16 protein-coding genes are annotated in these 25730 nt (G+C 72.4%); 6 read left to right on the plus strand and 10 right to left on the minus strand.

Annotated features, from left to right (window positions below; translation table 11 throughout):
• Window positions 1–27: 27 nt before the first annotated feature.
• The 3 genes from ACGFSH_RS26600 to ACGFSH_RS26610 all read left to right on the plus strand — a co-directional run bounded on the left by ACGFSH_RS26600 (window position 28) and on the right by ACGFSH_RS26610 (window position 2580).
• Window positions 28–354, plus strand: a complete 327-nt coding sequence (locus tag ACGFSH_RS26600) for a putative quinol monooxygenase (RefSeq protein WP_393352967.1) — start codon at window positions 28–30, stop codon at window positions 352–354.
• A gap of 471 nt (window positions 355–825) precedes the next feature.
• Window positions 826–2205, plus strand: coding sequence for a PP2C family protein-serine/threonine phosphatase (locus ACGFSH_RS26605; RefSeq protein WP_393352969.1), 1380 nt, complete (start codon window positions 826–828; stop codon window positions 2203–2205).
• 3 nt (window positions 2206–2208) lie between these two features.
• The gene (locus ACGFSH_RS26610; RefSeq protein ID WP_393352971.1) at window positions 2209–2580 is read left to right on the plus strand and encodes an STAS domain-containing protein; all 372 of its coding nucleotides are present in this window, start codon (window positions 2209–2211) and stop codon (window positions 2578–2580) included.
• Between the two features lie 650 nt (window positions 2581–3230).
• Here the strand turns inward: ACGFSH_RS26610 and ACGFSH_RS26615 are convergent.
• Both ACGFSH_RS26615 and ACGFSH_RS26620 read right to left on the minus strand, forming a co-directional pair.
• Complete coding sequence (locus ACGFSH_RS26615) at window positions 3231–3707, minus strand: hypothetical protein (RefSeq protein WP_393352973.1); 477 nt, start codon at window positions 3705–3707, stop codon at window positions 3231–3233.
• 1 nt (window position 3708) lies between these two features.
• Window positions 3709–4248 carry a GNAT family N-acetyltransferase gene (locus ACGFSH_RS26620; RefSeq protein WP_393352974.1) on the minus strand — a complete coding sequence of 180 codons (540 nt, stop codon included), beginning with the start codon at window positions 4246–4248 and terminating at the stop codon, window positions 3709–3711.
• 501 nt (window positions 4249–4749) lie between these two features.
• On the opposite strand from ACGFSH_RS26620, the gene ACGFSH_RS26625 reads away from it, so the two are divergent.
• Both ACGFSH_RS26625 and ACGFSH_RS26630 read left to right on the plus strand, forming a co-directional pair.
• Window positions 4750–7578, plus strand: coding sequence for a fibronectin type III domain-containing protein (locus ACGFSH_RS26625; RefSeq protein ID WP_393352977.1), 2829 nt, complete (start codon window positions 4750–4752; stop codon window positions 7576–7578).
• A gap of 196 nt (window positions 7579–7774) precedes the next feature.
• On the plus strand, window positions 7775–9502 hold the full coding sequence (locus ACGFSH_RS26630) for a hypothetical protein (RefSeq protein WP_393352980.1): 1728 nt from the start codon (window positions 7775–7777) through the stop codon (window positions 9500–9502).
• 111 nt (window positions 9503–9613) lie between these two features.
• Here the strand turns inward: ACGFSH_RS26630 and ACGFSH_RS26635 are convergent, their stop codons facing one another.
• The 8 genes from ACGFSH_RS26635 to ACGFSH_RS26670 all read right to left on the minus strand — a co-directional run bounded on the left by ACGFSH_RS26635 (window position 9614) and on the right by ACGFSH_RS26670 (window position 24099).
• On the minus strand, window positions 9614–10255 hold the full coding sequence (locus tag ACGFSH_RS26635; RefSeq protein WP_393353280.1) for a cutinase family protein: 642 nt from the start codon (window positions 10253–10255) through the stop codon (window positions 9614–9616).
• Window positions 10256–10424: 169 nt separating this feature from the next.
• Window positions 10425–11651 (minus strand): helix-turn-helix domain-containing protein, encoded by a 1227-nt coding sequence (locus ACGFSH_RS26640; RefSeq protein WP_393352982.1) that lies wholly within the window; start codon window positions 11649–11651, stop codon window positions 10425–10427.
• Window positions 11652–11773: 122 nt separating this feature from the next.
• Complete coding sequence (locus ACGFSH_RS26645; RefSeq protein ID WP_393352985.1) at window positions 11774–12712, minus strand: alpha/beta hydrolase; 939 nt, start codon at window positions 12710–12712, stop codon at window positions 11774–11776.
• 22 nt (window positions 12713–12734) lie between these two features.
• Window positions 12735–16709 (minus strand): beta-ketoacyl synthase N-terminal-like domain-containing protein, encoded by a 3975-nt coding sequence (locus ACGFSH_RS26650; RefSeq protein WP_393352988.1) that lies wholly within the window; start codon window positions 16707–16709, stop codon window positions 12735–12737.
• Complete coding sequence (locus ACGFSH_RS26655; RefSeq protein WP_393352990.1) at window positions 16706–18595, minus strand: fatty acyl-AMP ligase; 1890 nt, start codon at window positions 18593–18595, stop codon at window positions 16706–16708. Before ACGFSH_RS26655 ends, ACGFSH_RS26650 begins: the two co-directional genes overlap by 4 nt.
• 19 nt (window positions 18596–18614) lie before the next feature.
• A complete protein-coding gene (locus ACGFSH_RS26660; protein ID WP_393352992.1) occupies window positions 18615–20201 on the minus strand; it encodes an acyl-CoA carboxylase subunit beta in 1587 nt (528 codons plus the stop codon).
• 476 nt (window positions 20202–20677) lie between these two features.
• Window positions 20678–21703, minus strand: coding sequence for a LacI family DNA-binding transcriptional regulator (locus ACGFSH_RS26665; protein ID WP_393352993.1), 1026 nt, complete (start codon window positions 21701–21703; stop codon window positions 20678–20680).
• Window positions 21700–24099, minus strand: a complete 2400-nt coding sequence (locus ACGFSH_RS26670) for a glycoside hydrolase family 2 protein (RefSeq protein WP_393352995.1) — start codon at window positions 24097–24099, stop codon at window positions 21700–21702. Before ACGFSH_RS26670 ends, ACGFSH_RS26665 begins: the two co-directional genes overlap by 4 nt.
• 286 nt (window positions 24100–24385) lie before the next feature.
• Between ACGFSH_RS26670 and ACGFSH_RS26675 the strand changes: the two genes are divergently transcribed.
• The gene (locus ACGFSH_RS26675) at window positions 24386–25705 is read left to right on the plus strand and encodes an ABC transporter substrate-binding protein (protein ID WP_393352997.1); all 1320 of its coding nucleotides are present in this window, start codon (window positions 24386–24388) and stop codon (window positions 25703–25705) included.
• Window positions 25706–25730 lie beyond the last annotated feature (25 nt).

Genomic DNA, 25730 nt, shown 5'->3' on the forward strand with positions numbered 1-25730 from the left:
CAGGCCAGATACCAGGAGCACCAACTGATGTCATCCGTGAATCACGAAGGCCTGACCGTTGTCGCCCGGCTGCGGGCAAGGGCTGGACGGGAACAGGAACTTCGGGAAGCGTTGACTGCCCTCGTGCCGCAAACGTTGAGCGAACCCGGCTGCATCAGCTACGACCTGCACGTCGACGTGAACGACCCGGCCTCGTTCCACTTCCACGAGGTCTGGCGCAATCGGCAGGACCACGCCGCCAACCTGGAACGGCCGCACCTCGAGGAATTCCTCGCCCGCTCGGACGACCTCCTCGACGGCGGCGTCCAGGCGGTTTTCATGCGACGCCTGGCACCCGTACCCACGGCTGACTGATCATCGACAAAGCCGTGCACTTCGGGCGCAGCCGCCAGGGGTCGTTGTCGCATCCAGGGGGCGGCCCGCCAGTCCTGCGGCGCAGGCGGATGGCGCTGCCCCATCCAGGAGATCAGTCACCGACTAACTCGTCGCCCTCGGTATCCCGGTGCCGGTCATGAGGGTGCCTGTGAGGGGAAGGCCGGCCCCAGGGATCGTGGCGTCCCGGCCGGTGTGCCGGGCCGGCTGCGACGGGGGTCGCAGCCGGCCCGGCACGCCGAACCCGGCAGTACACCGCATCACGGAGACGGCGGGACGGGAATGTGGGTGCCGGCCTCTTCCCTGCTGCCGTAGGGTCTGGATTCGAGGGCTGGGCGCTGAACCGGTTCCGTTGCGCAGAGCAGGAGCTGAGCGATGTCAGGTGTCCCTGCCGTTTCGCCGGATGGTCCTCGGCTGAAGCCCGTACCACCGGCTGATGCGGAAGCGGCGCGTATGCAGGCGGTGCGCCGTTACGACATCCTCGACACCCCGCCCGACGGGGCGTTCGACCGGGTCGCGGCGATGGCCGCCCGACTGTTCGACGTTGCCGTGGCGAGCGTGACGATCGTCGATACCGACCGGATCTGGTTCAAGGCCATTCACGGGCTGGACGGGATCGCGCAGATCGGGCGGGATCCCGGGCTGTGCGGCTCGGCGATCATGCGCGATGACACTCTGGTGATCCCCGACACTCTGACTGATCCGGTCGCCTGTACCAACCCGCTGGTCACCGGGCCCCTGAGAGTGCGGTTCTACGCGGCGGCACCCATCATCACGTCGGACGGGTACCGGCTGGGCACGGTCAACATCCTGGACACAAAGCCACGCCTGATCACCGAGGCCGACACCGCAACTCTGGCCGACCTGGCCGCGATGGTCCTGGACGCCATGGAACTGCGGCTGTCGGGCCTGCGGCTGCTGCGCGAGGAGCAGGAGCGCCGTAAGGGGGAGGAAGAGGCGCGGGCGCGAGCGGAGCGGGACACGGAGGCGATCACCGCGTTCGCCACCACCCTCCAGCGGACGCTGCTGCCCCCAGCTCTGCCGGTGGTGCCGGGGCTGGAGCTGGCCTGCCACTACCAGACCGACTCGCCACGGGATGTGGGTGGCGACTTCTACGACGTCTTCCCCCTGGGCGGACAGCGCTGGGCGTTCTTCCTCGGCGACGTGTGCGGCAAGGGCGCCGAAGCCGCCGTCGTCACCAGCCTGACTCGATACACCCTGCGTGAGGCCGCCCAGCACCACGAGGATCCCACCGACGTCCTGGACGCCCTCAACAGCGCCCTGCTGCTGGATCCCTCCATGGGCAGCCGGTACTGCACCTGCGTCTTCGGCACCCTGCAGGGCGCCCCCGGCGGCGGCTTCACCGTGACCGTGGCCATGGGGGGCCATCCTCCCGCCTTTCACGTCCAGCACGCGCAGGGCGAGGAGGCCGGGCTGGTGGTGCAGGGGGTGCGCCCCCTCGGCGGCACGCTCGTGGGCGCCCTGGAAGGCGCCCGGTTCGCCGCCCACACCTTCCTCCTCGGCCCCGGCCACGGCCTGCTGCTCTACACCGACGGGCTCACCGAGGCCCGCCTCGCGGACGGAAGCATGCTGGGCGAGGAAGGCGTGGCAGCCTTTCTCGCCAACCGCACCGCCCCCGACGCCGGCCGCCTGATCGAGGACACCATCGCCCTCATCGCCGGGCTGCCCGCAGGTCCCGGCGACGACGTCGCCCTGCTCGCGCTGTCGGTGCCCTTGACGCCGGCCCCCGGGCAACCGTCCACCGCGTCGACTGCCTGCACCTTGGCCGCCCCGCCCGTCGATGACGCCGCTCGCACCGGCCAGGAGCACTGACCCGTGACCGCTGCCTTCACCCTCACGACCACCCACACCGACGGCCGCCTGGCCATCCTCCGCGTCGCTGGAGAGATCGACCTGCACACCGCTGCCGCGCTGCGCGAGGAAGCCCTGGACATCATCGTCCAAGGACATCCCCAGATGATCCTGAACCTGAGCGGGGTCACCTTCTGCGACTCCTCCGGCTTCAACGCCTTGATCGGCATCATGCGCTGCGCGATGACCGCACACGGTTCCCTGACCCTGGCCGCAGTTCCCGATCGCCTCCTGCGGATGCTCGCCCTGGCCGGCCTCAGCACCATCATGCCGTCCTACCCCGACACCGACGCCGCGCTGAGCGCCCACCCCGCCACGGCGCCGGGACCCGCCTGACCCTGGCCTGGACGCTCTGCACAAGTGGACTGCGGTGGTGGGCGGTGCGATGGCGACCGTGGCCGGCGTCCACTACAACCTCTCCTCGGGAGGCTGCTCGACGACCGCTTCTCGCCGTCACGCGGCCCGAGCGCGTGGTACGGCCTGGACCACGTTGGCACGTTCCTATGCACTGAGTGCGTCCACGGCAACGGCGCCGGTGCCCTGAAAAGCAGCCCTCCCCGGTGTGCCGACCCCTCAGGGCCTCTGCCTCCGCCACCCTTTGGGTGCGCCTCAGCGAAAGTGGACTGCGAGGCGCTCTTCCCCTGTTCGTGCCATTGGACTGGCTGGTGCTGCCGCCGCCCGCATCAACACGAACGGCGCAATTCGAGCCAGCAAGGACATCGACACGGCAGGCGCGACGGAAAAGCATCTCGGCCTGGAGGTGAGGAGTTGGTGTGGCTGTCTGCGTGGTTGGAGACCAAGTGGCAGCCCCAGCCGCTCGCCGCGGACGCGCTCGCCGGCGTCAGGGCGACCGCGCCAGCCGCCGGCACCCGCCGCGGCACCGAGTGAGGCAAGAATGCGCTTCGGCGACCACAAGGTCGGGGCGAATGCGTCGACGCCACCTGCCCCACGCACGCGACACCTTTCGCGTACCGGCCGAGTCGTGGCTACGGCAGGGCACCGACCGTGTAGGTGTCGTAGATGTCGAGGAGGTCCTCCTCGGGTTCCAGCCACACCTCCGGCCGCATCCGGCAGACCAGGGCGGTGAGCCGGGCGAGGGCGGTCAGCCCCGGCAGCCGGTCGGCGTTTACGGTCGGCAGAGCCTCGGTGCCGGGCCACTCGGCGGTCAGGGCGCGAAGGCAGTCGTGCCGGGCGTGCTTTTCGTCGAGGGCCGGACGGTCGTCCGTGACGTGCCAGAGGCCGGCCGTCGGAACCGGTCGGCACGCGGCGACGAGGTGCCGCCGCAGTGCCGGGTCCGCGTCCACCCATGAACCGGGAAGGGCCAGGCCGGCCAGGGCCGCCGCGGCCTTCTCCTCGGCCTCGGTCAGCCGGTCCGGGGCGATGCCCAGGGCGGTCAGCCCGTAGGGGGGCTCGCCGTGCCAGTGCAGCAGGCAGAGCACCCGCGGCCCCTGGGTCACAGGCACATCAGTTCGTCAGCTTCGCTGCGTAGATCCAGTCGTAGCCGTCGTATCCGGTGTCGTCGAGGTGCTCTGCCCGAGTCAGGCCGGCGCGGATCGCCACGCGCTGGGAAGCGGTGTTGGCCGGCCGGACACGGGCGATCAGCGGCAGCTCGGGAACGTGGCGGGACGCCCAGGCGGTCACCGCGGTGGCGGCTTCACCGGCGTAGCCCTGGCCCCAGGCCGAAGTGGCGAAGCGGTAGAAGAGGTTGAGGACCTTCTGGCTCTGCAGTTCCATGGGCTTGATCCCGCAGAAGCCCAACTGTTGATCGCGGTCGTGGCGCCGGACGACCCAGTACCCGTAGCCGTGGCGCTGCCACTGCTCGTTCCAGCGTCGATACAGCTCTTCGGCCTCGTCGCGCCGGGTGAGCGCATCGGAGGGGTTGTGCAGGCAGGTCGCGGGATCATGATGGATCGTGAAGATCGCATCGATGTCGGCTTCGGTCGGACGTCGTAGCGACAGCCGGCTCGTCTGCAGCTCATCGGCCGCCGGGTCCCGGTCACTCATGTGAAGATCGTAAAGGCTGGGTCAGCGTCGATCGACGCGCAGTGGGTCGATGTCCCGTGCCGCAAAGGAATGACCCCAGGACGACGCCTCGGCACACGGCCGGTCCGGGCTCACGTGCGGCTCGCTCAACTCAGTACAAAGCGAGTGAGAGTGGTGGTCCAGTCGGTGACGATCGGCTGTCGCGCCTGCGCCTGCGTCTGCGGCGGATCTCCCTGAAGCCCGCACAGAAGGGCGGAGGTCCGCAAGGAGCCGCTCTCGCGCTTCGTGGAGGTCTGAGCGCGCCCGGTGCTGCCCTCATTCTTGCACTCGGAGCTCATTGTGGGGCGGCTCGCTCGCGCGGAAAGATCGACAGCGTTGTCGATCCAGGACCCGCGGCCGGGCGGAACGCCCATGAGAAGCGCTGTTCGCGCGTCTGTCGAAGTCCGCCCCGAGGAATGCGAAAGGAGCGCCGACGTGCGCACTTCAGGAGCGCTACGGAAGAGACGCCGGGCGCGACGTTCCGTGAGCGACGGCTTACTGGTTCTGCTGGCCTCGCTGGCGCTGATGTTCACCACGGCCGCCGAACCCGCCGCGGCTCAGGGCCCCGAGGCCGCGCAGGTCAAGGCGTGCGCCACACACGCCACTTCCTTCACCGCCGATTCCGGCGACGGTGGGCCCGTGACCCTGCGCATGGGCTGCGCGCAGGACGCGGGGGCCCTTCGCCCGCTCGCGAAGAGCGACGACGACCTCGTCATGTCCTTCGACTTCCACGTGCCGGAACGCCGCCAGCAGGCACGCGACCTGGCCAGGACGCTGGTCGAGGAGACGCGTGCCGACCAGCGCGCGGGAATGAGCCTGGCGGAGTCGTTCACCAAGCGCGCCCAGCGCGACAGCGTCGGGGTCTATCCGCCCCAGGGCGGAGGCCCCGACTTCGACGGGCAGGTGCACGCCGTCGACGACAGCATGGTGCTGATCGCCCCGGCGGGCGGCATCGGCACCGCGGCGAACTGGTGGCAGAAGTGGATCGCCGCCGGCGTCTCTCTGGGCATCACCATCGCGTCCTCGGCGGTGTGTCTGCTCGCCTTCAACGTGGGCGCGCCCGCGGCCGCCCCGGTGTGCGGAGCCGTGGGCGGCGCGCTCGGCGCGCTCGTCGGCGAGCTGATGAACGCCTACTTCGACGGCAGGTCGCTCGGCGACGCCGAGGTCTGGAAGGAGGCGTTGGCCGTCGCGATGTGGGGCGCGGTCGGCGGGGCCTTCGCAGGACAGCTGATGAACTGGGCCGCTGCCGGCACCACCTCCCTGATCACGCGGATCCAGGTCTCCCTGCGGCATTTCGCAACGAGGATCAAGGCCTTCGGCGACGTGCTCACGTTCATGGCCGGCAGCATGGAGGGGATGGGGCCGAAGCTCCTGGAGGCCCTCGAACGGCTGAGGGGGATCGGCGGGACCGCCACACCGCTGCGGGTGATGGTCGTCGGCGACTCCATGTCCCAGGGCGACGAGGGGGACTGGACCTGGCGCTACCGGTTGTGGCAGTGGTTCAGGAGCCAGCACGTCGACGTCGACTTCGTCGGCCCGTACAAGGGGACCAAGAACCATCCCGACCCCGTCGGTCCCCCCGTGCCGCCGCTCCAGGGAGAGCCCGCCCGCCCCTCCGTCGAGAACCCGCCCGTCTCGGGCCGGTACGCCGCCGGGGTGGACGAGGGCTTCGACAGCGACCACTTCGCGGTCTGGGGGCGCCAGGCGGCCCAGGACAAGAAGCTGATCGGCTCGATGGTCACGCAGTACAGGCCCGACCTGCTGCTCGTCGGCCTCGGATTCAACGACATGGGGTGGTTCGTCAGCGGCGCCCAGGGCACGCTCGACAGCGTGAAGACCCTGGTCGACAACGCGCGCGCCGCCAAACCCGACCTGCGGTTCGCCGTGGCCAACGTCCCCCAGCGGTCCGCCATCGGGGGCCGTGAGGACCTGCCCGTCACGACCGCCGCGTACAACGACATGCTCGCCAAGGCGATCCCCTCCTGGAGCACCCTCACCTCCCCGGCCGAGTTGGTCGACTGGGCGGGCGCGTACGACTGCGCCCCCAAGGCGTGTCCGGCGGCGTACGACGGTCTGCACCCCAACGCCCTGGGCGAGTTCCAGATCGCCCGGGCCTTCGAGCAGACCCTGCACCGGCACTTCGGGATCGGAAGATTCGTGCCCGACGCTCCCCGCACGGCCCCGGCCAGGCAGACGCCCGCCGTGTCCCGTCTCGTCGCCGAGGCCGTCCCGAGCGGGATCAAGGTGACCTGGCAGCCGGTCTTCGGCGCCCACGGCTACACCGTCCGCAGCCGGATCGCGGGCAGCGCCGTGTGGAGCGAGCTGCCGGTCGCGACGAACCGTTTCGACACGACCTGGACCATGGACGGCTGGAAGTGGGAGTACCAGGTCCGCACCGACAACGGTGACGACGGCACGTCCGCGTGGTCCCCGACGGTCAGCGCTGTCGCGGACCCCAGGACGGCGGCCCCGCCCGAGAGGATCGTCACCCGTGCCACCGCCACGGGCGTCGACGTGTCCTGGGACGCCCCGAAGGGCCCGTACACGGACACGATCGACCGCTACGAGATCATCCTCTGGGACAAGGACACCCCCGGCGCGTTCTTCCAGAGCACGGCCGTCAAGGGGAGGTCGGCGCACGTCGACGGTCTGGAACCCGGCCACCACTACCTCGTCGCGGTGGTCACCTGGAACCGGGCGGGCGGCGGCATGCCCGGCGTGGCCCGCTCGGTCACCGTGGGTGCGGGCACGCCGCCCACCCCGACGGACCTGAAGGCCAGGGCCGTCGATGCCACGACCGTCCAGCTGGACTGGAAGGGTTCGAAGGAGGCCGCCGGATACCGGGTCTGGGTACGGAACGCCACCGAGGACGGCGCCTTCACATCCGACGAGTACGTCACCGACGACACCGGCCGGGGCATCGCCTTCCTGTTCCCCGGCTACTGGAACTTCGAGTTCTGCGTCACCGCGATCAACGGCGCGGCCGAGTCCGGCAGGTCGAACTGCGTCTCCCTTCCGGGCCCGCCGCCGTCGGATCCCAACACCGGTGGCGGACCTCCGCCGTCGGATCCCAACACGGGTGGCGGACCTCCGCCGTCGGATCCCAACACGGGTGGCGGACCTCCGCCGTCGGATCCCAACACGGGTGGCGGACCACCGCCGTCGGGCGGTGGTGTGTCGCCGTCGACCGCGTCCCCGGCGTCGACCGCGTCAATCCTGCAGAAGGGCGCGGCTGAGCTGGACGCGGCCCTGCGAGACGCCCGGCGCGCCCGCTCGACGGCGGGTGACCTCACCGCCGTGCCGGCCGGCTGAGAACGGGTGGTGGCTCCGTGCGAGCCGCCACCCCACTCCCGGCAGCCCCTCCGGCGGGCCCCCGTACGCGAACCGGCATGCGGGGGCCCGCTGCGGTCCACATCCCCTCGTGCGGCACTGACAAAAGCCCGGGCGGTCGCTGCGTTGTTGTGAGCAAGGCCCGGTCGCCCGCTCCCCGCGGCCCTACCGTCCAGCCATGGACACGAGTCGCAGAGGAAGAACCGCGCAAGCCCTGCGCAGTGCCGCGCTCGCGGTGCTGCTGACCGCCGGAGCCCTCAACGGGGCCGCACCGGACGCCCAGGGGCTCACCGGCCGGACCGAGACGCCCGTCGTGTCGTCCGGTCCCGTCATGGGGGTGACCGAGTCGGCGGTACGTGTGAAGGCGCCGCTTCCGGCGTTCTTCGGAGCACGCCCAGCAGCGTGCGACTGGCTGTCGTACCTGCGCTACCGCTCGTCCGACGGCCCCGCGGCCGCGGCCGACGCCGACCGGATCCTCGTCGCCCAGCCCGGCATCCTGGAAGGCGCCGGAGCCTTCGACAGCGTCGCCCGCAACACCGTCGCACGCGCCGCCGAGCAGGGCCTGCACATCGAGTTCTGGGCCCTGGACCGGCGCTCCAACTGCCTTGAGGACCACACCGGCATCGAGTCCGGAGACCAGCACGCGGCCGTCGACTACTACTACCGGGGAAGGCCGGTCGGCGGGCGCACCTTCGCCGGGTTCGCCGGCAACGAGCGGCTGGGGTGGATGGCCCGGCTGGGCATCGAGCAGACCGTGCGCGACCAGTACGAGCTGCTCGTCGCCGAACTGCCCGACCCGGCCGTGCGGGCACGCAAGGTGCTGTGCGGAGGCCACTCGCTCGGCGGAGTCGTGACCGGGTACTTCGCGACCGCCGACTTCGACGGCGACCGCGCCACCACCGCCGACGCCGGCTACCGCCAGTGCGCCGGCTACTTCGCCCTCGACACGACCGTCTCCACCACGCTCGGCGACCTCAGCGGCAGCATCCCGGACGACACGAACCTGCCCGACATCGGCCTCGGCTACGGTGTCGTCCAAGCCGGGCTCGACAGCGGTGTGCTGCCGCGCTCGCTGTCCGCGCCGGTCCTGCTCAACCCCGAGACCATGACACTGCTGGCCGTCGCCGGTCTCGGCGCCGTGCGGGATCCGGACGGTGGAGCCGATCTGCCGTCCTACCTGCCCTCCGGCGCCAACATCGAGGCCACCAACCGCTTCCTGTTCTCCAAGGACGCCGGCGCGTTCCTCACCGGCTCGCCCGCGGTGAAGGACTTCCGCCTCACCAACGCGGCGGTACTGGGGGCGCTTATGGACGACAACTCCGTGCCCCTGGCGTTCCTGCAGAGCAGCGTCGGCTTCTTCGACGGAGGGCCGGTCGCCGACAAGAGCTTCCCCGTCGCCAACGGCGGCACGCAGCAGCCGGGACTGTTCGGCACGGCGTACAAGGCCATCCCGGACCGGCCGCACGGGCCGCTGTACACCTGGCGCGACTACGACCGGGTCGGCGACCCCGACGACCCGGGGTACCGGTCTGCCGACGGGACGCCGTTCACCGCCGCCGGCAAGGAGGTCACCGCGCTGGGGGAACTGGCCCGCAGTCTCGCCGAGCAGCCGCTGGACTTCACCGAGCAGTACTTCCCGACCAAACTCGTCACCGACCTCGAACTCGCCGGTTCCCCGCAGGTGAAGCGGCTCGTCGCGTACCCGGAAGGACTCACCGCGCGGCCCGTGCTCACCGTGCTCGCGGGTGACGGACTGCTGGCAGGCCGCATCCCGGCCGACCTGCACCCCCTGGTCGCCGACGGCTACCAGCACCTCGACGTGCTGACCGCGGCTCCCGTGCAGAACGACGGCCGGCCCGAGCCCGTCTCGACCGCTCTGACTGCGTTCGCACGCGCCCCCCGCTGACCACGTCCCCGCCACACGGAGGGGCCCGGGAGGTTGTTCGCCTCCCGGGCCCCTCCCCCCCGTGAGCCTGCCTCTGCGACCGGCCGCAGGGACTTCGTCCGGAGCCGGCGCTCAGATCCTGCCCGCGGCGAAGACGGCCGCCGCCTCGGCGTTCGCGGTGTAGCCGAGGTGCGCCAGCACGTCTCCCCCGCCGTTCTGGCAGATGGGATCGCCCTGAGCGCAGAAGTCGACCGTGCGGCTCTGGTAAGCACCGGTGACGCTCTTGCCGAGGGCCCGGATCGGGTTGCCGAACAGCAGCACCGCCGCCACCCGCGGCTCCAGTGCCGCGGGGATCGTCGCGACGATGGGACTGCCGACCACCGCGCCGGCGCTGCTGACGCCGATGGAGTTGTCGACCACGTTCGCGCCCTGCGAATAACCGACGAGGACGAAGCGCTGATTCGGACAGGCCGCCGCCTGGCTTTTGACGTGGTTCACCACGTCCGCGTTGCCCTGCGCGGCCGAAGTCAGCGAAAGGTCCGCCGGATAGTTCACCCTGTAGCTGGAGAGGTTCTTACCCGTCAGTTTCCGCTGGAGAGCGGAATAGACCGGGTCGCCGACGATGAGACCGAGTGTGCCCGGCTCGAAGGTGCCGCGAGCGGCCACGACGTCGATGTCCGAGCAGGCCGCGGCCGATGCGGCGGGCGCGGTGAGGCCGGCCAGCGCGACCCCGCCGAGCAGGGAGAGCGCGGTCAGACAGGAGCGAATACGCATGGGGATCCTTTGCGGGTGGGGCGCTTTGAAGCGCCTGGGGGAAAGGACACCGCGAACGTATTCGCTTGTCATGCCGAGCTGTTATGGACGGGAATGCAGAAACTCCCGCAGTTTTGTTGCCGATATGAGTGAGGCAAAGCCGGGCGACCGCCGGCTGGCGCCGAATCGGCTAGGTCGCGCAGTCGCGGGGGCGCCGCAGCTCCTCGGCGCGCAGGGCCAGGATGAGGTCCAGCCGGGCGGCGGGTTCGTGCAGCGCGTCGCCGAACAGCTTCTCCAGCTGGCGCAGGCGGTAGCGGACCGTCTGGGGGTGCACGTGCAGCCGTGCGGCGACGTCGGGCACGTTGCTGCCGCTGAGCAGCCAGGCCAGCAGTGTCTCCGCGAGCCGCGGGCGCTGTCCCTCGGACACGGCGCCGAGCGGCGCGAGGACCTGCGACTCCAAGTGGGCGAGCAGCGGCTCGTCGCCGTGCAGCAGCAGGGTCGACAGATGGTCGACGCACCGCACCACGCCCTGCCGGGGCAGCACCCCACGGCCCATCAGCCCCAGCGCTCGGGTGGCCCAGTGCAGCGACCGGGCCGCCTCGATGAGCGGCACCGTGGGGCCGATCGCCGCCGGCCGGCCGCGCAGCGCGAGGGTGAAGGCCTGCCCGGCGAACCGGCCGGAACCGTCCGGGTCGGGCACCAGCATCCTGGGCGGGCGGGACTCCATGTCCACCAGCGCACCGGCGGCCGCCAGCGGCCGTTCCTCGCGCTGCTCCGGCGTGGCCGCCAGTGCGACGACCGCGACACGCGGCGGCACCGACCACCGTGCGCCGTGCGCCAGGTCCTGCAAGGCCTCCGGTGACACCGGGCCGTCGCCGAGCAGCAGGTCGAGCAGCCGCTTGCGGCGGCGCTCCAGCTCGTCCGAGCTGCGCAGCCGGGCCTCCGCGTAGCCGGCGGCGGCCGCCTCCGCCACCTCGTGGACGGTGCGGAACGCCAGCTCGCCCAGGGCCGCCACGACCGTGGAGTCCAGCCCGAGTTCCCCGGCGGTACGGCTCAACTGCCGCCAGGCCGCCAGGCCGCCGACGCGCAGCGCGGACTGCAGGGCGTCCAGGCTCCGGTCCTCCAGGGCTTCGTCCCGGCCGATCTCGTAGTAGGTCGCCGCGATGGCGTTCCCCTGCCCGCGCGGGTCGGCGATGTGGTCGACGAACAGCGTGAGGGCCTGGACGACGCCGCCCCGCAGACGCGCGCGGTACGTTCCGTCGTCCAGCCGGGCGTACTCCGGGACCTGGCTGCGGACCTCCTTCTCCACCTCGTCGGCCACCGCTTCCAGGCCGTCGCGCAGCAGTCCGGCCAGATCGGGCGGCACAGCGGAGGCGCCGAGGCTCTGCGGCACGCCGTGCGGAGTGGGAGAAGCCACGGCGGACACTCCTTCCACCCGGAAGCGGCTCACCCGCGGGCCGTTGCCCGGGGGACGGGGAGACAGTCCCGCCTTGGACGGACGACCCCTGCGCTCCGTTCCGTGCCCCGGCGCCACCGGCTTCACTCCGGCACCCCCAGCCCACGGGCGAGCATCGGCCACGACGTGATGAACTCCCGCTTCCAGTACGTCCAGCTGTGTCCTCCTCCCGCGTAGTAGTGGGCCGTGACGGGGATGCCGAGCAGCGCGAGCGTGTCGGTGAAGCCGTGGGCGGACGGCCACAGGGCGCTCTCCAGCGCCTCGGGCAGCCAGTCGCCGCTGCCGCCCGCCACACCACTGCCGCTGGAGACGTACAGGCTGGTGCCGCGCAGCCCCGCCGCCCGCGCCCGCGGGTTGAAGTCACGCCAGGTGCGCAGGTCGAACACCGGGTTGCCCCACAACGTGGGCGGCAGCAGGCGCTCGCGGGCGACGATGGCGTCCACGATCGGCGGCACGCCGGGCGCGGTCGTGTCGAGGATGCCGCTGTAGGAGGCCGCCGCGGCGAACCGGCCGGGATGCCGTGCCGCGTGCGCCATCGCTCCATAGCCGCCGGTGGAGACCCCGGCGACGGCCCGCACCTCGGAGGCCCGGTAGTCCCGGGCCAGCAGCGCCGGGATCTCCTCGACCTGGAAGGTCTCGTAGTCGGGACCGCCGCGCCAGTCGGTGGGAATGCCCGTCGGGCCCGCGTCCGGGATCGCCACGATCAGGTCACGGCCCTCGGTGAAGGCCTCGATGTCCGTCTCGCGGGTCCAGGAGGTGTAGTCGTCGTGGGCGCCGTGCAGCAGGTACAGGACGGGGTAGGTGCGCCCGGGCCGGGAGCCGAAGCCCGACGGCAGGATCAGCCGCAGCGGTGCGCTGCGGCCGAGCGCCGCGGACGGCACCGACACGTCCAGCGTGCGCGGGCCGAGCCGGGTCGCGGCCCGCGCGGCGGCGGTCCGGGCGCCGAACAGCGCGCTCAGACCGAGGGCCGCCGCGGTTCTGCCGACGGCACGCCGGGACAGTCCGGTGCTGGGATGGGACATGGGGGGCTCCTCGTCGTCCGGTTCAGCGGCTCTGCTCGGTGAGCGCGCGCCGCAGATGCGCGGCCAGCTCGTCGACGTGCGGGGGGTCGAGCAGCGACAGGTGGTGGCCGGGGACCGCGACGACCGTCAGGCGCGGGCACAACACGTCCCAGCCCAGCGCCTCGTCGTCGCGTTCGTAGGCGGGGTCGCGCACGGTGTGCGGGGCGGGTTCGGCGGCCCGGTACAGGACCACCGGACCGTCGTAGGGGCCCGGCCGGTGGGCCTCGCCCCTTCTGAGGTCCACGTAGGACGTGCGCTGGTGCTCCAGCACGGGCGGCGGCACGTCGGCGGCCGCGCGCAGCGCCCGCAACACGGCGTCGATGCGTTCGCCGTCGTCCGCGGTCGCCACGAGCTCGTCGTACGGCAGCTCCAGCCGGGCCCCGTAGGCGTCGGCGACGTGCCGGGCGAAGCCGGTGAGGTGGGCGCGGATCCGGTCCTCAGGGGTCACGCCGGGCAGGACGCGCGGGCGTACGCAGTCGAGGAGCGCCACCAGCTCGACGTCCCGTCCGGCGGCGGCGAGCAGCCGCGCGGTCTCCTGGGCGACGAAGCCGCCGAAGGACCAGCCGCCCAGCGCGCACGGCCCGTCGGGACAGGCGACGGCGACGGCCTCGGCATGGCGGCGCGCCTCCTCGGCCACCGTGCGGGCCCCCTCGACACGCTCCAGCCCGTACACGGGGCGGTCGCCGCCGAGCCGGTCGGCCAGCGCCCGGTAGACGTCGGTCGTGCCGCCGGCGGCGTGCACGAGGAACAGCGGCGTCCGGGCGCCGCCGGAGCGCAGGGTCCGCAGCGGGGAGTCCGGATTCCCGCCCGGGAGGGCCTGCCGGATCCGTTCGGCGGCCTCCTCGACGGTGCCCGCGCCGAGCAGGTCGCGCAGCGGCAGCCGGACGCCGAACTCGTTTTCCAGGGCGGTGCGGATACGGATGGCCATCAGCGAGTCCAGGCCCAGGTCGGCCAGGGCGACGGTGGGCGCGATCCGGGAAGCCGGATGCCCGGTCACCGCGGCGACGCACTGGCGGAGCCGGCCGGTGACGGAGGTGTCCTGCGGGGCCGCCGGCACCTCCTCGGCCGGTGCCGGCGCGGCCGCCGCACGCCCGTCCGTCCACCAGTGCCGCGTGTGCCGCCAGCGCGGTGCGGGCAGGTCGATGACGCGGCCCGGAGGCGGCGGCAGGTGTGCGCCGGCCGCGTACAGGGCCCCCACCTGGCCGAGGAACGCCGCGAAGTCGCCGGCGTCGCGGCGGAGCGTGCCCAGCGTGAGGGCGCCGGGCGCGCAGTCGGCGACCGCCCGGGTGAGCACCGGATGGGGCGAGATCTCGACGAACACGGCGTGGCCGTCGGCCGCGGCCGCCGTCACCGCCCGGTCCAGACGCACGGGCCGGCGCAGGTTCGCCGCCCAGTGCGCGGCGTCGAACACGGACGTTCCGCGCGGGTCGTCCAGCACGGTGGAGTACACGGGGACGCGGGGGCGGCCGCCGCGGACGCCGGCCAGGGCCTCGGTGAGCTCCGGCAGCAGCGGATCGACCTGGGGTGAGTGCCCGGCGCCTGCCACTCCCATCGCGCGGGCGGCCCGCCCCTGCCGCCCGAGCTCGCGCACCAGGGCGGCCACCGCCTCCTCCTCGCCGGTGACGACCTTCTGGCGGGGCGAGGAGTGCACGGCGACCCGCACGCCGGGGAACTCCTCGGCCAGCGCGTCGCACGCCTCGTCGTCGAGGTCGACGACGGCCATCGCGCCCCCGCGCAGCCCGCCGAGCAGCCGGGCCCGCACCGCGACGACCCGGGCCGCGTCCGACACCTCCAGCGCGCCCGCGCACACCGCGGCCGCCACCTCACCGAGCGAGTGCCCGATGACGGCGGCGGGCTCCACGCCCTGCGCGCGCCACAGCTCGGCCAGCGCCAACTGCGTCCCGAACAAGACGGGCTGGACGACTTCCACCCGGTCGAGCGGAGCGCCGGACGCCAGCCGGTCGTACAGGGACATCCCGCACAGCGGGGCCAGCAGACCGTCGAGCTTCTCCACAGCCGCGGCGAAGACGGGCTCCTCGGCCAGCAGTCGACGCCCCATGCCGGCCCACTGGCTGCCGTACCCGGAGAACACCCACACCGGTCCAGGTCCGATCGGCGAGCGGTCGCCGGCGGCCACCCGGGGGTGGGGCAGGTCCCGGGCCACCGCCTCCAGAGCGTCTGCGAGTTCGCCGCTGTCGCGGGCGGTGACGGCGACCCGCGCGCGGCCGCGCCCGGTGCGTCCCGCGAGGGTGCGCGCCACGTCGGCGAGGTCCGCCGTGCTCCCCTCGGGCGTGCGGAGCCACGCGGCCAGCCGGCCCGCGGTGTCCCGGACGCGGACGCCGTCGACGTCGGAGAGGAGGTGGAGCCGGGCGGCCGGTCCCACCCCGGTGGGCGAGGGCCGGACCGTGGCGGGCGGTTCCTCCAGCACCGCGTGGGCGTTCGTTCCGCCGAAGCCGAACGCCGAGACTCCGGCAGTGGCGGTCCCGCCGTAGCGCGGCCACGGCTCCGGCTCGCTCACCACCCGCAGCGGCCCGTCCCCCAGGACACTGCCCCGCCCGCAGTGCAGCGACGGCGGAACGAGGTCGTGGTGCAGCGCGAGCACCGTCTTGACCAGGCCGGCGATGCCCGCGGCGGACTCCAGGTGTCCGAGGTTGCCCTTGACGGAGCCCACCAGCAGCGGCTGGTCGGGGTCGCGGCCCGCGCCCAGCACGGCCTCCAGTGCTCCCGCCTCGATGGGGTCGCCGAGCGGGGTGCCCGTGCCGTGCGCCTCGACGGCGTCGACGCACCCCGGATCGAGCCCGGCCCGTGCGTACGCCGTCGCGAGCAGAGACCGCTGGGCCGCCGGGTTGGGCGCCAGAAGGCCGCCCGAGCGGCCGTCGGAGTTGACGGCGGTGGCGCGGATGACGGCGAGCACGCGGTCACCGTCGCGTTCGGCGTCCGACAGCCGCTTCAGCAGCACGGCCGCGCAGCCCTCGCCGCGCCCGATGCCGTCGGCCGCGGGAGAGAACGGCTTGCAGCGGCCGTCCGGGGCCAGCGCGCCGGCCCGCCGGAACGCGACGGTGACGGTGGGGGAGAGCAGCACGTTGACACCGGCGGCGATCGCCGCATCGGCCTCGCCCGTGCGCAGACTGACGCACGCGTGGTGGACGGCGACCAGCGAGGACGAGCAGGCGGTGTCGACGGCCATGCTCGGCCCCCGCGTGTCCAGCACGTAGGCCACGCGCCCCGCGGTCACGCTCAACGCCCCGCCGGCCGGCGCCCAGGGGTCCACGGCGGCCGGGTCGGCGCCGGTCAGCGAGCCGTACTCCGGGGCCGAGACGCCGACGAAGACGCCGGTGGCCGTGCCGGCGAGGGACGCGGCCGGGACACCCGCGTGGTCGAGGGTCTCGTGGACGACCTCGAGCAGGATGCGCTGCTGCGGGTCCATCACCGCGGCCTCGCGCGGGCTGACGTGGAAGAAGTCCGCGTCGAACCCGGCGACGTCGTCGAGGTAGCCGCCGTGCCGCGGCGCCTCGGCCGGCGGGAACGCGGTGAAGTCCCGCCACCGGTCCTGCGGCACCCGCCGGACCGCGTCGACGCCCTCGCACAGCAGTCGCCAGTAGTCGTCGGGCCCGTGCACGCCCCCCGGCAGCCTGCAGCCGACCCCGACGACCGCGACGGGCTCGCCGGACGGTCCCGGCGGCGCGGGCGGGGCCGGGTCGGCGGGCCTCGCCCTCGGGTCGCCGCACAGGTGCGCGACGAGGGCGTCGCCGGTGGACGCCTCCCACAGCAGGGTGGCCGGCAGCTCACGCCCGACGGCCGCGGAGAGCTCCCCGGCCAGGACCACCGCCTCGCGCGAGGACATCCCGAGGTCCGCCAGCGGACGGTCCATCGGGACGGCGGCGGCGGACGTGCCGTTCCAGGCGGCCGCCCGTGACGCGATCAGCCGGCGCAGCGCCGCCTCGTCGACGGCGCTCATCGGGCCGTTCCCGCCCGGTAGGCGCCCGCCAGATACCGCTCGCGGGTCAGCGCCCGCGACACCTTGCCGCTGGACGTGCGGGGCACCGTGCCCGGCGGCACGAGCACGACCTCGGCGAGCCGCAGGCCGTGCCTGGCGGACACGGCCGCCCGTATCTCGCGCACCAGGGCCGCCGTGTCGATGTCGGCGAGGTCCGTGGTGCGCACGTGCTCCGCGACGACGACCGCCCGCTCTCCCCCGGCGCCCGGCACGGCGAAGGCGGCGAGCCGGTCGCGCCGCACCGCCGGGTGCGCCTCGTGGGCGGTCGCCTCCACGTCCTGCGGATAGTGGTTGCGGCCGTCGACGACGATGAGGTCCTTCAGCCGGCCGGTGACGACCAACTGACCGTCCAGGACCGTTCCCAGGTCTCCTGTGCGCAGCCAGCCGCCCGCCTCTCCCCCGTCGCCGATCACGAAACGGCCCGCTGCGTCGTCCCCGGCGCCGGTGACGGCGCCGTCCGCCGCGCCGGCGAGCACCTGACCGGTATCCGCGGCGGTGGTGGTGCCGTTCACCGGACCGGACGGCAGGGCGTCGTCCGCCGGATCGGCGAATCTCGCGCCGAACACGCGTCGCGACAGCCCGTCCTGGTTGCGGTAGCCGCGCCCGACGTTCGGCCCCCGGACCCAGATCTCGCCGACCTCGCCCTCGGGCAGCGAGGTGCACGACACCGGGTCGGCGATGGCGACCTGCTGTCCGGCCGGGGCGCCGCAGCCCGCGAGCTGCACGGACGCCGGATCGCCGGGCCGCGCGGGCAGAGCCTTCCCGGCGGCGAGGGCGTCGCGGTCGAGGGCGAAGCGGCGCAGCGGCTCCCATGGGCGGGCGGCGCTGACGAAGACGGTGGCCTCGGCGAGCCCGTACGACGGGCAGTGGGTCTGCGGCGCGAGCCCCTGGGCGGCGAAGGCGGCTTGGAAGGCGTCGGCGGTGCCGGGCCGGACCGGCTCGCTGCCGTTGATCAGCGCAGCCACCCGGTCCAGCCGCAGATCCGCCTTCTGCGCGTCGGTGACGGCCGAGACGCAGTAGTCGTAGGCGAAGTTGGGCGCGGCGCTCACCGCGTGCGGATGGGCGGTGAGCAGCCGCAGCCAGCGCGCCGGCTCGTGCAGGAACGCGGCCGGGTCCATGAGCACCGACAGCGCTCCTCGCACGACCGGGGCGGCGACGCTCAGCACGAGCCCCATGTCGTGGTACAGCGGCAGCCACCCCACGCAGGTCACCGGTCGCTCGTCGGCGCCGTAGGCGGACAGTGCCTGCCGGGCGTTGGCGACGACGTTGGCGTGCGTGATCTCCACGCCCGCGGGCGTCCGGGTCGAGCCGGAGGTGTACTGCACATAGGCGACGTCGGCGGCGCCCGGCGGGACCGGCCGCACGCCCGCGGCGGCGGTGTCGGGCACCTGGTCGGCGGCGACGACCGTCACCGCGGCGCCCGCGCAGAACTCCCGCACCTCTTCGAGGGCGCCGCCCGTCGTGACGACGACCGCCGGAGCCGCGTCGGCGAGAACGGCCGTAAGACGGCCGTCGTGGCCGGGCAGCCCCGGCGGATACAGCGGCACGGCGACCAGCCCGGCGGTGAGGGCCGCGAGGAACGCGGTGACGTACTGCGTACCCTGCGGGCACAGCAGCGCGACGCGTTCTCCCGGCCCGGCCTCCTCGGCGAGCCGTGCGGCCAGTGCCCGCACCCGGAGGTCCAGCCTGCGCCAGGTCAGGGTTCGGTGGACGCCGCGCGAGTGCGTGGCGCGATGGTCGACGAAGGTGAACGCCCGGCGGTCAGGGGTGGCCTCGGCCCAATGCCGCACGTACTCCGGCAGGCTCCGGTGGGCGGGTGCGGGCGGAAGGTGGGGGGTGTCCGTCACTGGATGGCTCCTCACACGGTCAGAGCGGGATGTTGCCGTGCCGTCGCTCCGGCATCGGGGCGCGCTTGCCGCGCAGCGCGCGCAGGGCGCGGCAGACGTGGGCGCGGGTGTCGCGCGGGGCGATGACGGCGTCGACGTACCCGCGTTCGGCTGCGGGATAGGGGGTGCCGTGGGTGCTCTCGTACGCGGCGACGAGGCGTGCGCGCAACGCGTCGGGGTCGTCGGCGGCGGCCAGTTCACGCCGGTGCAGGACGCCGACGGCGCCCTCTGCCCCCATGACCGCGATCCGGGCCGTGGGCCAGGCGAGGTTGATGTCGGCGCCCAGGTGCTTGGAACCCATCACCGCGTACCCGCCGCCGTAGGCCTTGCGCACCACCACGGTGACCTTCGGGACGGTCGCCTCGGCGTAGGCGTACAGCAGTTTGGCGCCGCGCCGGATGATCCCGGCCTGCTCCTGGCGGACCCCGGAGAGATAGCCGGGCACGTCGGCGAAGGTGAGCAGGGGGATACCGAACGCGTCGCAGAACCGCACGAAGCGCGCGGCCTTCTCGGAGGCGTCGATGTCGAGGACCCCGGCGGCGTGCAGCGGCTGGTTGGCGACGACGCCGACGGGAGCCCCCTCTACGAGGGCCAGCGCACAGACGATGTTCGGCGCGAACAGCTCGTGTATCTCCAGGAGTTCGCCGTCGTCGACGACGGCGCGCAGGATGTCGCGCATGTCGTAGGCCTGCGCGAGCCGGTCCGGCACGATCCCGTCGAGCACGGCGGCGGGCGGCGCGGCCGTCGGCGCGTACCGCGGGGGCTGCTCGCGGTTGTTGGCGGGCAGATAGGACAGCAGGTCGCGGACGGTGTCCAGAGCGTCCACCTCGTCCACGGCGAGGAAGTGGGCGTTGCCGTTGACGCTGTTGCTGGTGCGCGCGCCGCCCAAGTCCTCGGCGGTGGCGCGTTCGCCGGTGACGGCCTCGATGACGTCGGGGCCGGTGACGAACATATGCGAGGCGCCGTCCACCATGACGGTGAAATCGGTGATGGCCGGCGAGTAGGCGGCACCGCCGGCGCACGGTCCGAGGACGACGGATATCTGCGGGATCACCCCGGACGCCCTGACATTGCGGCGCACCAGTTCGGCGTACAGGGCGAGCGAGGAGACGCCCTCCTGGATGCGGGCGCCGCCGCCGTCGTTGAGCCCGACGACCGGGCAGCCGGTCTTCAGGGCGAGGTCCATCAGGGCGACCGTCTTCTCGCCGAACGCCTCGCCCATGCTGCCGCCGAACACCGTGGAGTCCTGGGCGAACACACACACCGGACGTCCGTCGACCGTGCCGTAGCCGGTGACCACGCCGTCGCCGTCGGGTCCGCGGGCGCCGTCGGCGCCGGGCCGGCCCCGGACGAACAGTCCGGTCTCGGTGAACGAGTCCACGTCCAGCAGCAGGTTGATCCGTTCGCGCGCGCCGTGCTCGCCACGCCGGCGCGGCCCGCCCGGCGCCAGTGCCCGGGACCGCCGCCTCTCCAGTCCGGCGAGGCGTGCGGCAGTGCCGTCCGGCGCCCGCGCCGCCGTAACCGACTCCCGTCCCCGGGATGTCGTCGCCTCTCGCGTCACAGCCACCTCCGAAAGTGGCTTCGAATATGGCAGCGGGCGGGGGCGGAGCCGAGGGGATCGTCGTTTCATGTGCGCGAGATGAGTCTTCGGGGGAAGCGGGTTCGTCCCCTGGTGACAACCGCCGGAAACAGTGGTGAAGGAGCGGAGCCGTAGTCGGAGGCGAAACCTCCGTCATCCCCATGACCGAAGAGAGACTGCTCCAGGACGTCGTCCGGCGCGCGGCTGACGTTCTGTCGGCTCCCCCTGTCGGCTCGCGCACGCCGGCCCGTCGGCACGCGTGGCCCGAGGCAGGCGGCCGGCCCGCGGGACGGTGCCGGATATCCACGGCACCGCCCCGCTCCGCGTCAACCGTCTGCATCAACTGCTTCTTCTGCGCGCACCGCCGCTGTCGGCGGGAGGCTTCAACGGCACGCCGGCAGACCCGGGGGGCAGGTCCCTGACATGCCGGGGCCTGACGGCCCTCCCGCAAGCGGCACCGCCCCTCACGGCGGTGGCCCGGTGGACCCGCGGGGAGTGAGTGTCGGCGTGGGCACCTGGTGCGACGCGGGCGCCTGGCCGTCGATCACGGCGAACAGCGTCCGCGCCACTTCGGCCCCGAACCCGTGCACGTCGTGGCTCATCGCCGACAGCGGGGGGTGGGTCAGACGGCACAGCTGGGAGTCGTCCCACGCCACGAGGGACAGGTCGCCGGGCACCTTCAACCCCAGCTCCTGAGCCACGGCCGCGCCGGCCACCGCCATGATGTCGTTGTCGTAGACGATCGCGGTCGGCCGCTCGGGAGCCAGGAGCAGCGAGCGGGTGGCCCGGGCTCCCTCCTCGCCCGCGAATCCCGTCGCCACCTGCGAGGCGCTCTCCAGGCCGAGGCCGCGCATCGTCGTCTCGAACGCCTCCGCACGGATCAGGCTGTGTCCGAGGCCGCTCGGGCCGCCCACCCGTGCGATGCGCCGGTGCCCCAGCGCCGCCAGGTAGCGGACGGCTTCGGTCACCGCGGTCGCGTCATCGGTCCAGACAGACGTGAGGCCACCGGTGAGAGACGGATGGCCGACCGCCACGACGGGCAGACCGAGCGCCTCGAGAGTGCCGGTGCGCGGATCGTCGGCCTGGAAGTCGACGAGGATGGATCCACCGACCTGGCGCCCCTGCCACCACTGCCTGTGCAGCCCGACCTCCTCGTCGAGGTCGCGCACCAGACGCAGGAGCAGCGAGCAGGAGCGCTCGCTCAGGACGCTCTCGATTCCGGAGATGAACTCCATGTAGAACGGTTCGAGGCCGAGCAGCCGGGCCGGCCTGCAGATCGCCAGTCCCACGGTGTCGACCCGGATACCGGCCAGGCTCCGGGCCCTGGTGTTCGGCGTCCAGCCCAGTTCCCGGGCGGCTTCGAAGATCCGGTCGCGGGTGGCCGGGGAGACCCCGGGCTTGGCGTTGAAGGCCAGCGACACCGCGCCCTTGGAAACCCCGGCCCGCAGGGCGACCTCTCTGATGGTGACGCGGCTGGGTGAGACGCTCACGCGGGTTCCACGCAGAAGAGGGCGGCTCGCGCTGTCGGCGAATCGGTCCCGGACCAGCCTCGGACCCGGATGCGCGCTTGTTCTCCGGGAAGCAGACTGGTCAGCCCGCGGTCCGCCTCCGCGTCCGGGGCGAGCCGGTCGGGCTGCAGCAGGAGATCACGTACCACAGTGTGTGCCGTCACCACGATGTCGACCCTATCGCCCTGGCCCGCCACGGGCTCGACCTGGACGTCGAAGCGGGGCCGGGGGTAGGCGAAGTCGCGATCGGGTACCGCGAAGTGCAGCGCCCGCAGCCCGTCCGCGTCCGCGACGAGATACTCCTCGGCCGACCCCGGCGCGATCGCCACGCACTGCGGGATCGGCGTGCGGACGACGGAACGGGCTCCGACCTCGACACGCCGGGTGTGCTCGCCACGGACTCCGCCGTCCGCGGACAGCCGCCGCAGGCAGACCTCGGTGCTCCAGGTGTGCGCCGTCTGATTCACCAGGGCGAGCACCGGCCCTTCGGGGCCGGGCTGGAGGCTGAGCAGGCGATCGGCGTACAGGCGGCGAAGCTCGTGGTACAGCGGCTTGAGCCGGCCGTCGCCGTCGATCGCCGACCACGACGTCACCGGCCAGCAATCGTTCAGCTGCCACACGACGGTGCCCGCACAGACCGGCCAGTTCGAGCGCCAGTGTTCGATGCCGGCGGCGATCGCGCGCGCCTGCACCAATTGCGTGAGGTAGTGCCAGCGGTCGAAGTCGCCCTCGGGCAGGACGAAGTGCCGGCTCACTCCCCGCTTCAGTTTGTCCTGGCCGTCCTCCGCCTTCTGGTGGTGCAGCATTCCCGGTGAGCCGGGGGCCAGAGCCTCGCCCGGCAGGGCCCGCCGCAGGGTGGCCATGGCCGGTGGCGCCTGCCAGCCGAATTCGGCGACGAACCGGGGCACGCTCTCGCGGTATTCGGCGAAGTCGCGGCGGTTCCAGACCTCCCAGGAATGGTGGGTGCCGTGATCGGGGTCGTTGGGATGGTGGTCCCAGCTTCCCGACCAGGGGCTTCCGGCGGCGTAGGGCCGGGTCGGGTCGAGTTCGGCGACGATCCGGGGCAGCAGGCCCAGGTAGTAGCCCTCGCCCCAGGAGGCTCCCGCCAGCTCGGGTTCCCAGTCCCAGTCCCGGAACCCCCACAGGTTCTCGTTGTTGCCGTTCCACAGGACCAGAGACGGGTGAGGCATCAGCCGTACGACGTTCTCGCGTGCCTCGGCCTCGATCTCGCCCCGCAGGGGTTCTTCCTCGGGGTAGGCGGCGCACGCGAACAGGAAATCCTGCCAGACCATCAGGCCCAACTCGTCGCAGACGTCGTAGAAGGCGTCGTCCTCGTAGATCCCGCCGCCCCACACGCGGACGAGGTCGACGTTGGCCTCGACGGCCTGCTGGAGCCGGTGGCGGTATCGCTCGGCGGTGACGCGGGAGGGAAGGGCGTCGTCCGGGATCCAGTTCACTCCTCGGGCGAAGAGGCGTACGCCGTTGACGACGAGCGTGAACGCCGTCCCGTGCTCGTCCGCCGCGCGGTCGAGTTCGATCGTGCGAAAGCCGATGCGATGACGACGCACATCCAGAACCTCGTCACCGTCCGACAGGGTCAGTTCCAGGTCGTACAGGTGCTGCTCGCCGTAGCCGCGGGGCCACCACAGCTCCGGGTCGGGCACTTCGAGGCTCACCACCGCTTCGTCCCCGGTGAACTGTGTCTCTTGCCGCACGCCGGCGACGGTGACGCGGGCCGTGAGCCGACGTCCCTTGCCGGTCGCGGTCCTCTCCACCTCCAGGTGCACGTCGACGCGTCCCGTCTCCTGCGCCACGGTGACCAGCGGCCGCGTCCGGGCGATGCGCGCGGTCGACCAGTGTTCGAGCCGGACCGGCCGCCACATGCCCGCGGTGACGAGCGTGGGGCCCCAGTCCCAGCCGAAGCTGCACGCCATCTTGCGTATGTACTGGGAGGGAGCGGGGTAGACGTTCGGCCGCTCGCCGACGAGGGCCCGTACGGCTTCGGCCTCCCCGTAGGCCGAGACGAACCGCACGGTCAGCTCACCGGAGCATCCGGTGACGTCGAACCGGTACGAGCGGTGCATGTTGCGGGTGCGGCCCAGTTCCCGGCCGGCGAGACCCACTTCGGCCACTGTGTCGAGGCCGTCGAAGACCAGATCCGTGCGCTCGTGCGCCGTACCGGCGTCGAGCCGGCGGGAGTACGTCCACGGGCGTCTGCCCACCCAGGCGACGTCCTCCTCGTTGCTGCCCAGGTAAGGGTCGGGCAGCAGCCCGTGGGCGAGGAGGTCGTCGTGCGCGCAGCCCGGAACCCGGGCACTCAGCGCTCTCCCCTCGTGGTGCAGACTCCACCCCTCACTGAGCAGGGTGACGTCCCTCATAGCGCAACTCCCCTCACCGGATGCCCGCTGCCAGGTCCGCGGGCTGAAGGCACGCTAGCCCGTCCGCTCACCACATGTCCATAAACCGGTTAAGAAGACGGCGGCCTCGGTTCCATCACCCATCATTCGCCTTCTAACTGCGAAAACTACCTGCCAGATCTTACAACCGGTAACGATTCGGCAACGCCACGAGCGCACCGCCTTTACCGGTTCATACGGTCGCTGCCATAGTTCCCGGCAGCCCGCTCGGGGGAACCGAGCCGCGACCTTGGAAGGAGCCGGGCACATGGCAAGGAAGTCGATGGCGACCGCCGTGTTCGCCGCAGCGTCACTCACACTCGCCGGATGCAGCGGGGCAGGGGCACCGTCGTCCGGCGAAGCAGCCTCCGCACCCGCCGACGCCGCCGGCGTGTCCGGGGACATCACCGTCCTGACGCAGCGGACGGACCTGGTGCACAACGGCGCCATGAAGAAGTACGCCGCCGAGTTCGCCAAGGTGTACCCGAAGGTGAAGGTGAAGTTCGAGGGCATCACCGACTACGAGGGCGAAGTCAAGATCCGCATGAACACGGAGCACTACGGCGACGTCCTCATGATCCCAGCAGCCATAGCCAAGGACGACTACCCGAAGTTCTTCGCGCCGCTGGGCGACACCGCCCAACTGAGCTCCAAGTACCGGTTCATGGACAAGACCGATGTCAAGGGCACGGCGTACGGCATCGCCGGCTTCGGCACCGCCAACGGCTTCGTCTACAACAAGGCGGTGTGGAAGCGGGCCGGTGTGACCGACTGGCCCACCACGCCGGCCCAGTTCCTCGACGACCTGCGGAAGATCCGGGAGAAGACGGACGCCGACCCGTACTACACGAACTTCAAGGACAGCTGGCCGCTGACCGCGTGGACCAACAGTCTCGGCTCCGTCAGCTGCGACCCTCAGTCGAGCAACAAGCTGGCCGCGACCGACGCCCCGTGGTCCAAGGGGAGCGACCTGAACGTCATCGACACCCTCCTGTACGACACCGTGCAACAGAAGCTGTCGGAGAAGGACCCGACGACGACGAACTGGGAGAACTCCAAGGGCCTGCTGGCGCGCGGCAAGATCGCGAGCATGCAGCTCGGCTCATGGGCCATCACCCAGATGCAGGACGCGGCACGGCAGGCCGGGAAGAACCCCGACGACATCGGATTCATGCCCTTCCCCGTACAGAAGAACGGGAAGTTCTGCGCCACCCTGCTGTCCGACTACCAGCAGGCGGTCAACACCCACTCCGAGCACAAGGCCGCCGCCCGGGCCTGGATCGACTGGTTCACCGAGAAGTCGGGCTACGCGGAGAAGGAGGGAGCGGTCTCCGCCCTCAAGTCAGCGCCCATGCCGAGCACGCTGAAGGCCTACGCCGACAACGATGTCCAGTTCGTGGAGCGCTCGGAGTCGGGTACCGCCGCGGTGAACGCCATCGACGACGCGGCGGAGATCGGGCTCAACAAGCCCGACTACCGGCAGAAGCTCGTCGACCTCGCCCGCGGCGCGCAGAAGGGGAACCTGCCGGACTTCTTCACCGATCTCGACAAGCGATGGGCCCAGGCCAGGAAGACCGTCAGTTCCTGAGGAAACCGTGACGGGGCCCGAGCAC

This window comes from Streptomyces sp. NPDC048481, assembly GCF_043200075.1.
In the GTDB taxonomy this organism is placed as follows: Bacteria; Actinomycetota; Actinomycetes; order Streptomycetales; family Streptomycetaceae; genus Streptomyces.

Excerpts from the sequence above, each read along its gene's own strand:
- ACGFSH_RS26600 (WP_393352967.1), top strand. The coding sequence starts at position 28 with ATGTCATCCGTGAATCACGAAGGCCTGACCGTTGTCGCCCGGCTGCGG.
- ACGFSH_RS26605 (WP_393352969.1), top strand. The coding sequence starts at position 826 with ATGCAGGCGGTGCGCCGTTACGACATCCTCGACACCCCGCCCGACGGG.
- ACGFSH_RS26620 (WP_393352974.1), bottom strand. The coding sequence starts at position 4,248 with ATGAGTGACCGGGACCCGGCGGCCGATGAGCTGCAGACGAGCCGGCTG.
- ACGFSH_RS26630 (WP_393352980.1), top strand. The coding sequence starts at position 7,775 with ATGGACACGAGTCGCAGAGGAAGAACCGCGCAAGCCCTGCGCAGTGCC.
- ACGFSH_RS26635 (WP_393353280.1), bottom strand. The coding sequence starts at position 10,255 with ATGCGTATTCGCTCCTGTCTGACCGCGCTCTCCCTGCTCGGCGGGGTC.
- ACGFSH_RS26645 (WP_393352985.1), bottom strand. The coding sequence starts at position 12,712 with ATGTCCCATCCCAGCACCGGACTGTCCCGGCGTGCCGTCGGCAGAACC.
- ACGFSH_RS26650 (WP_393352988.1), bottom strand. The coding sequence starts at position 16,709 with ATGAGCGCCGTCGACGAGGCGGCGCTGCGCCGGCTGATCGCGTCACGG.
- ACGFSH_RS26670 (WP_393352995.1), bottom strand. The coding sequence starts at position 24,099 with ATGAGGGACGTCACCCTGCTCAGTGAGGGGTGGAGTCTGCACCACGAG.
- ACGFSH_RS26675 (WP_393352997.1), top strand. The coding sequence starts at position 24,386 with ATGGCAAGGAAGTCGATGGCGACCGCCGTGTTCGCCGCAGCGTCACTC.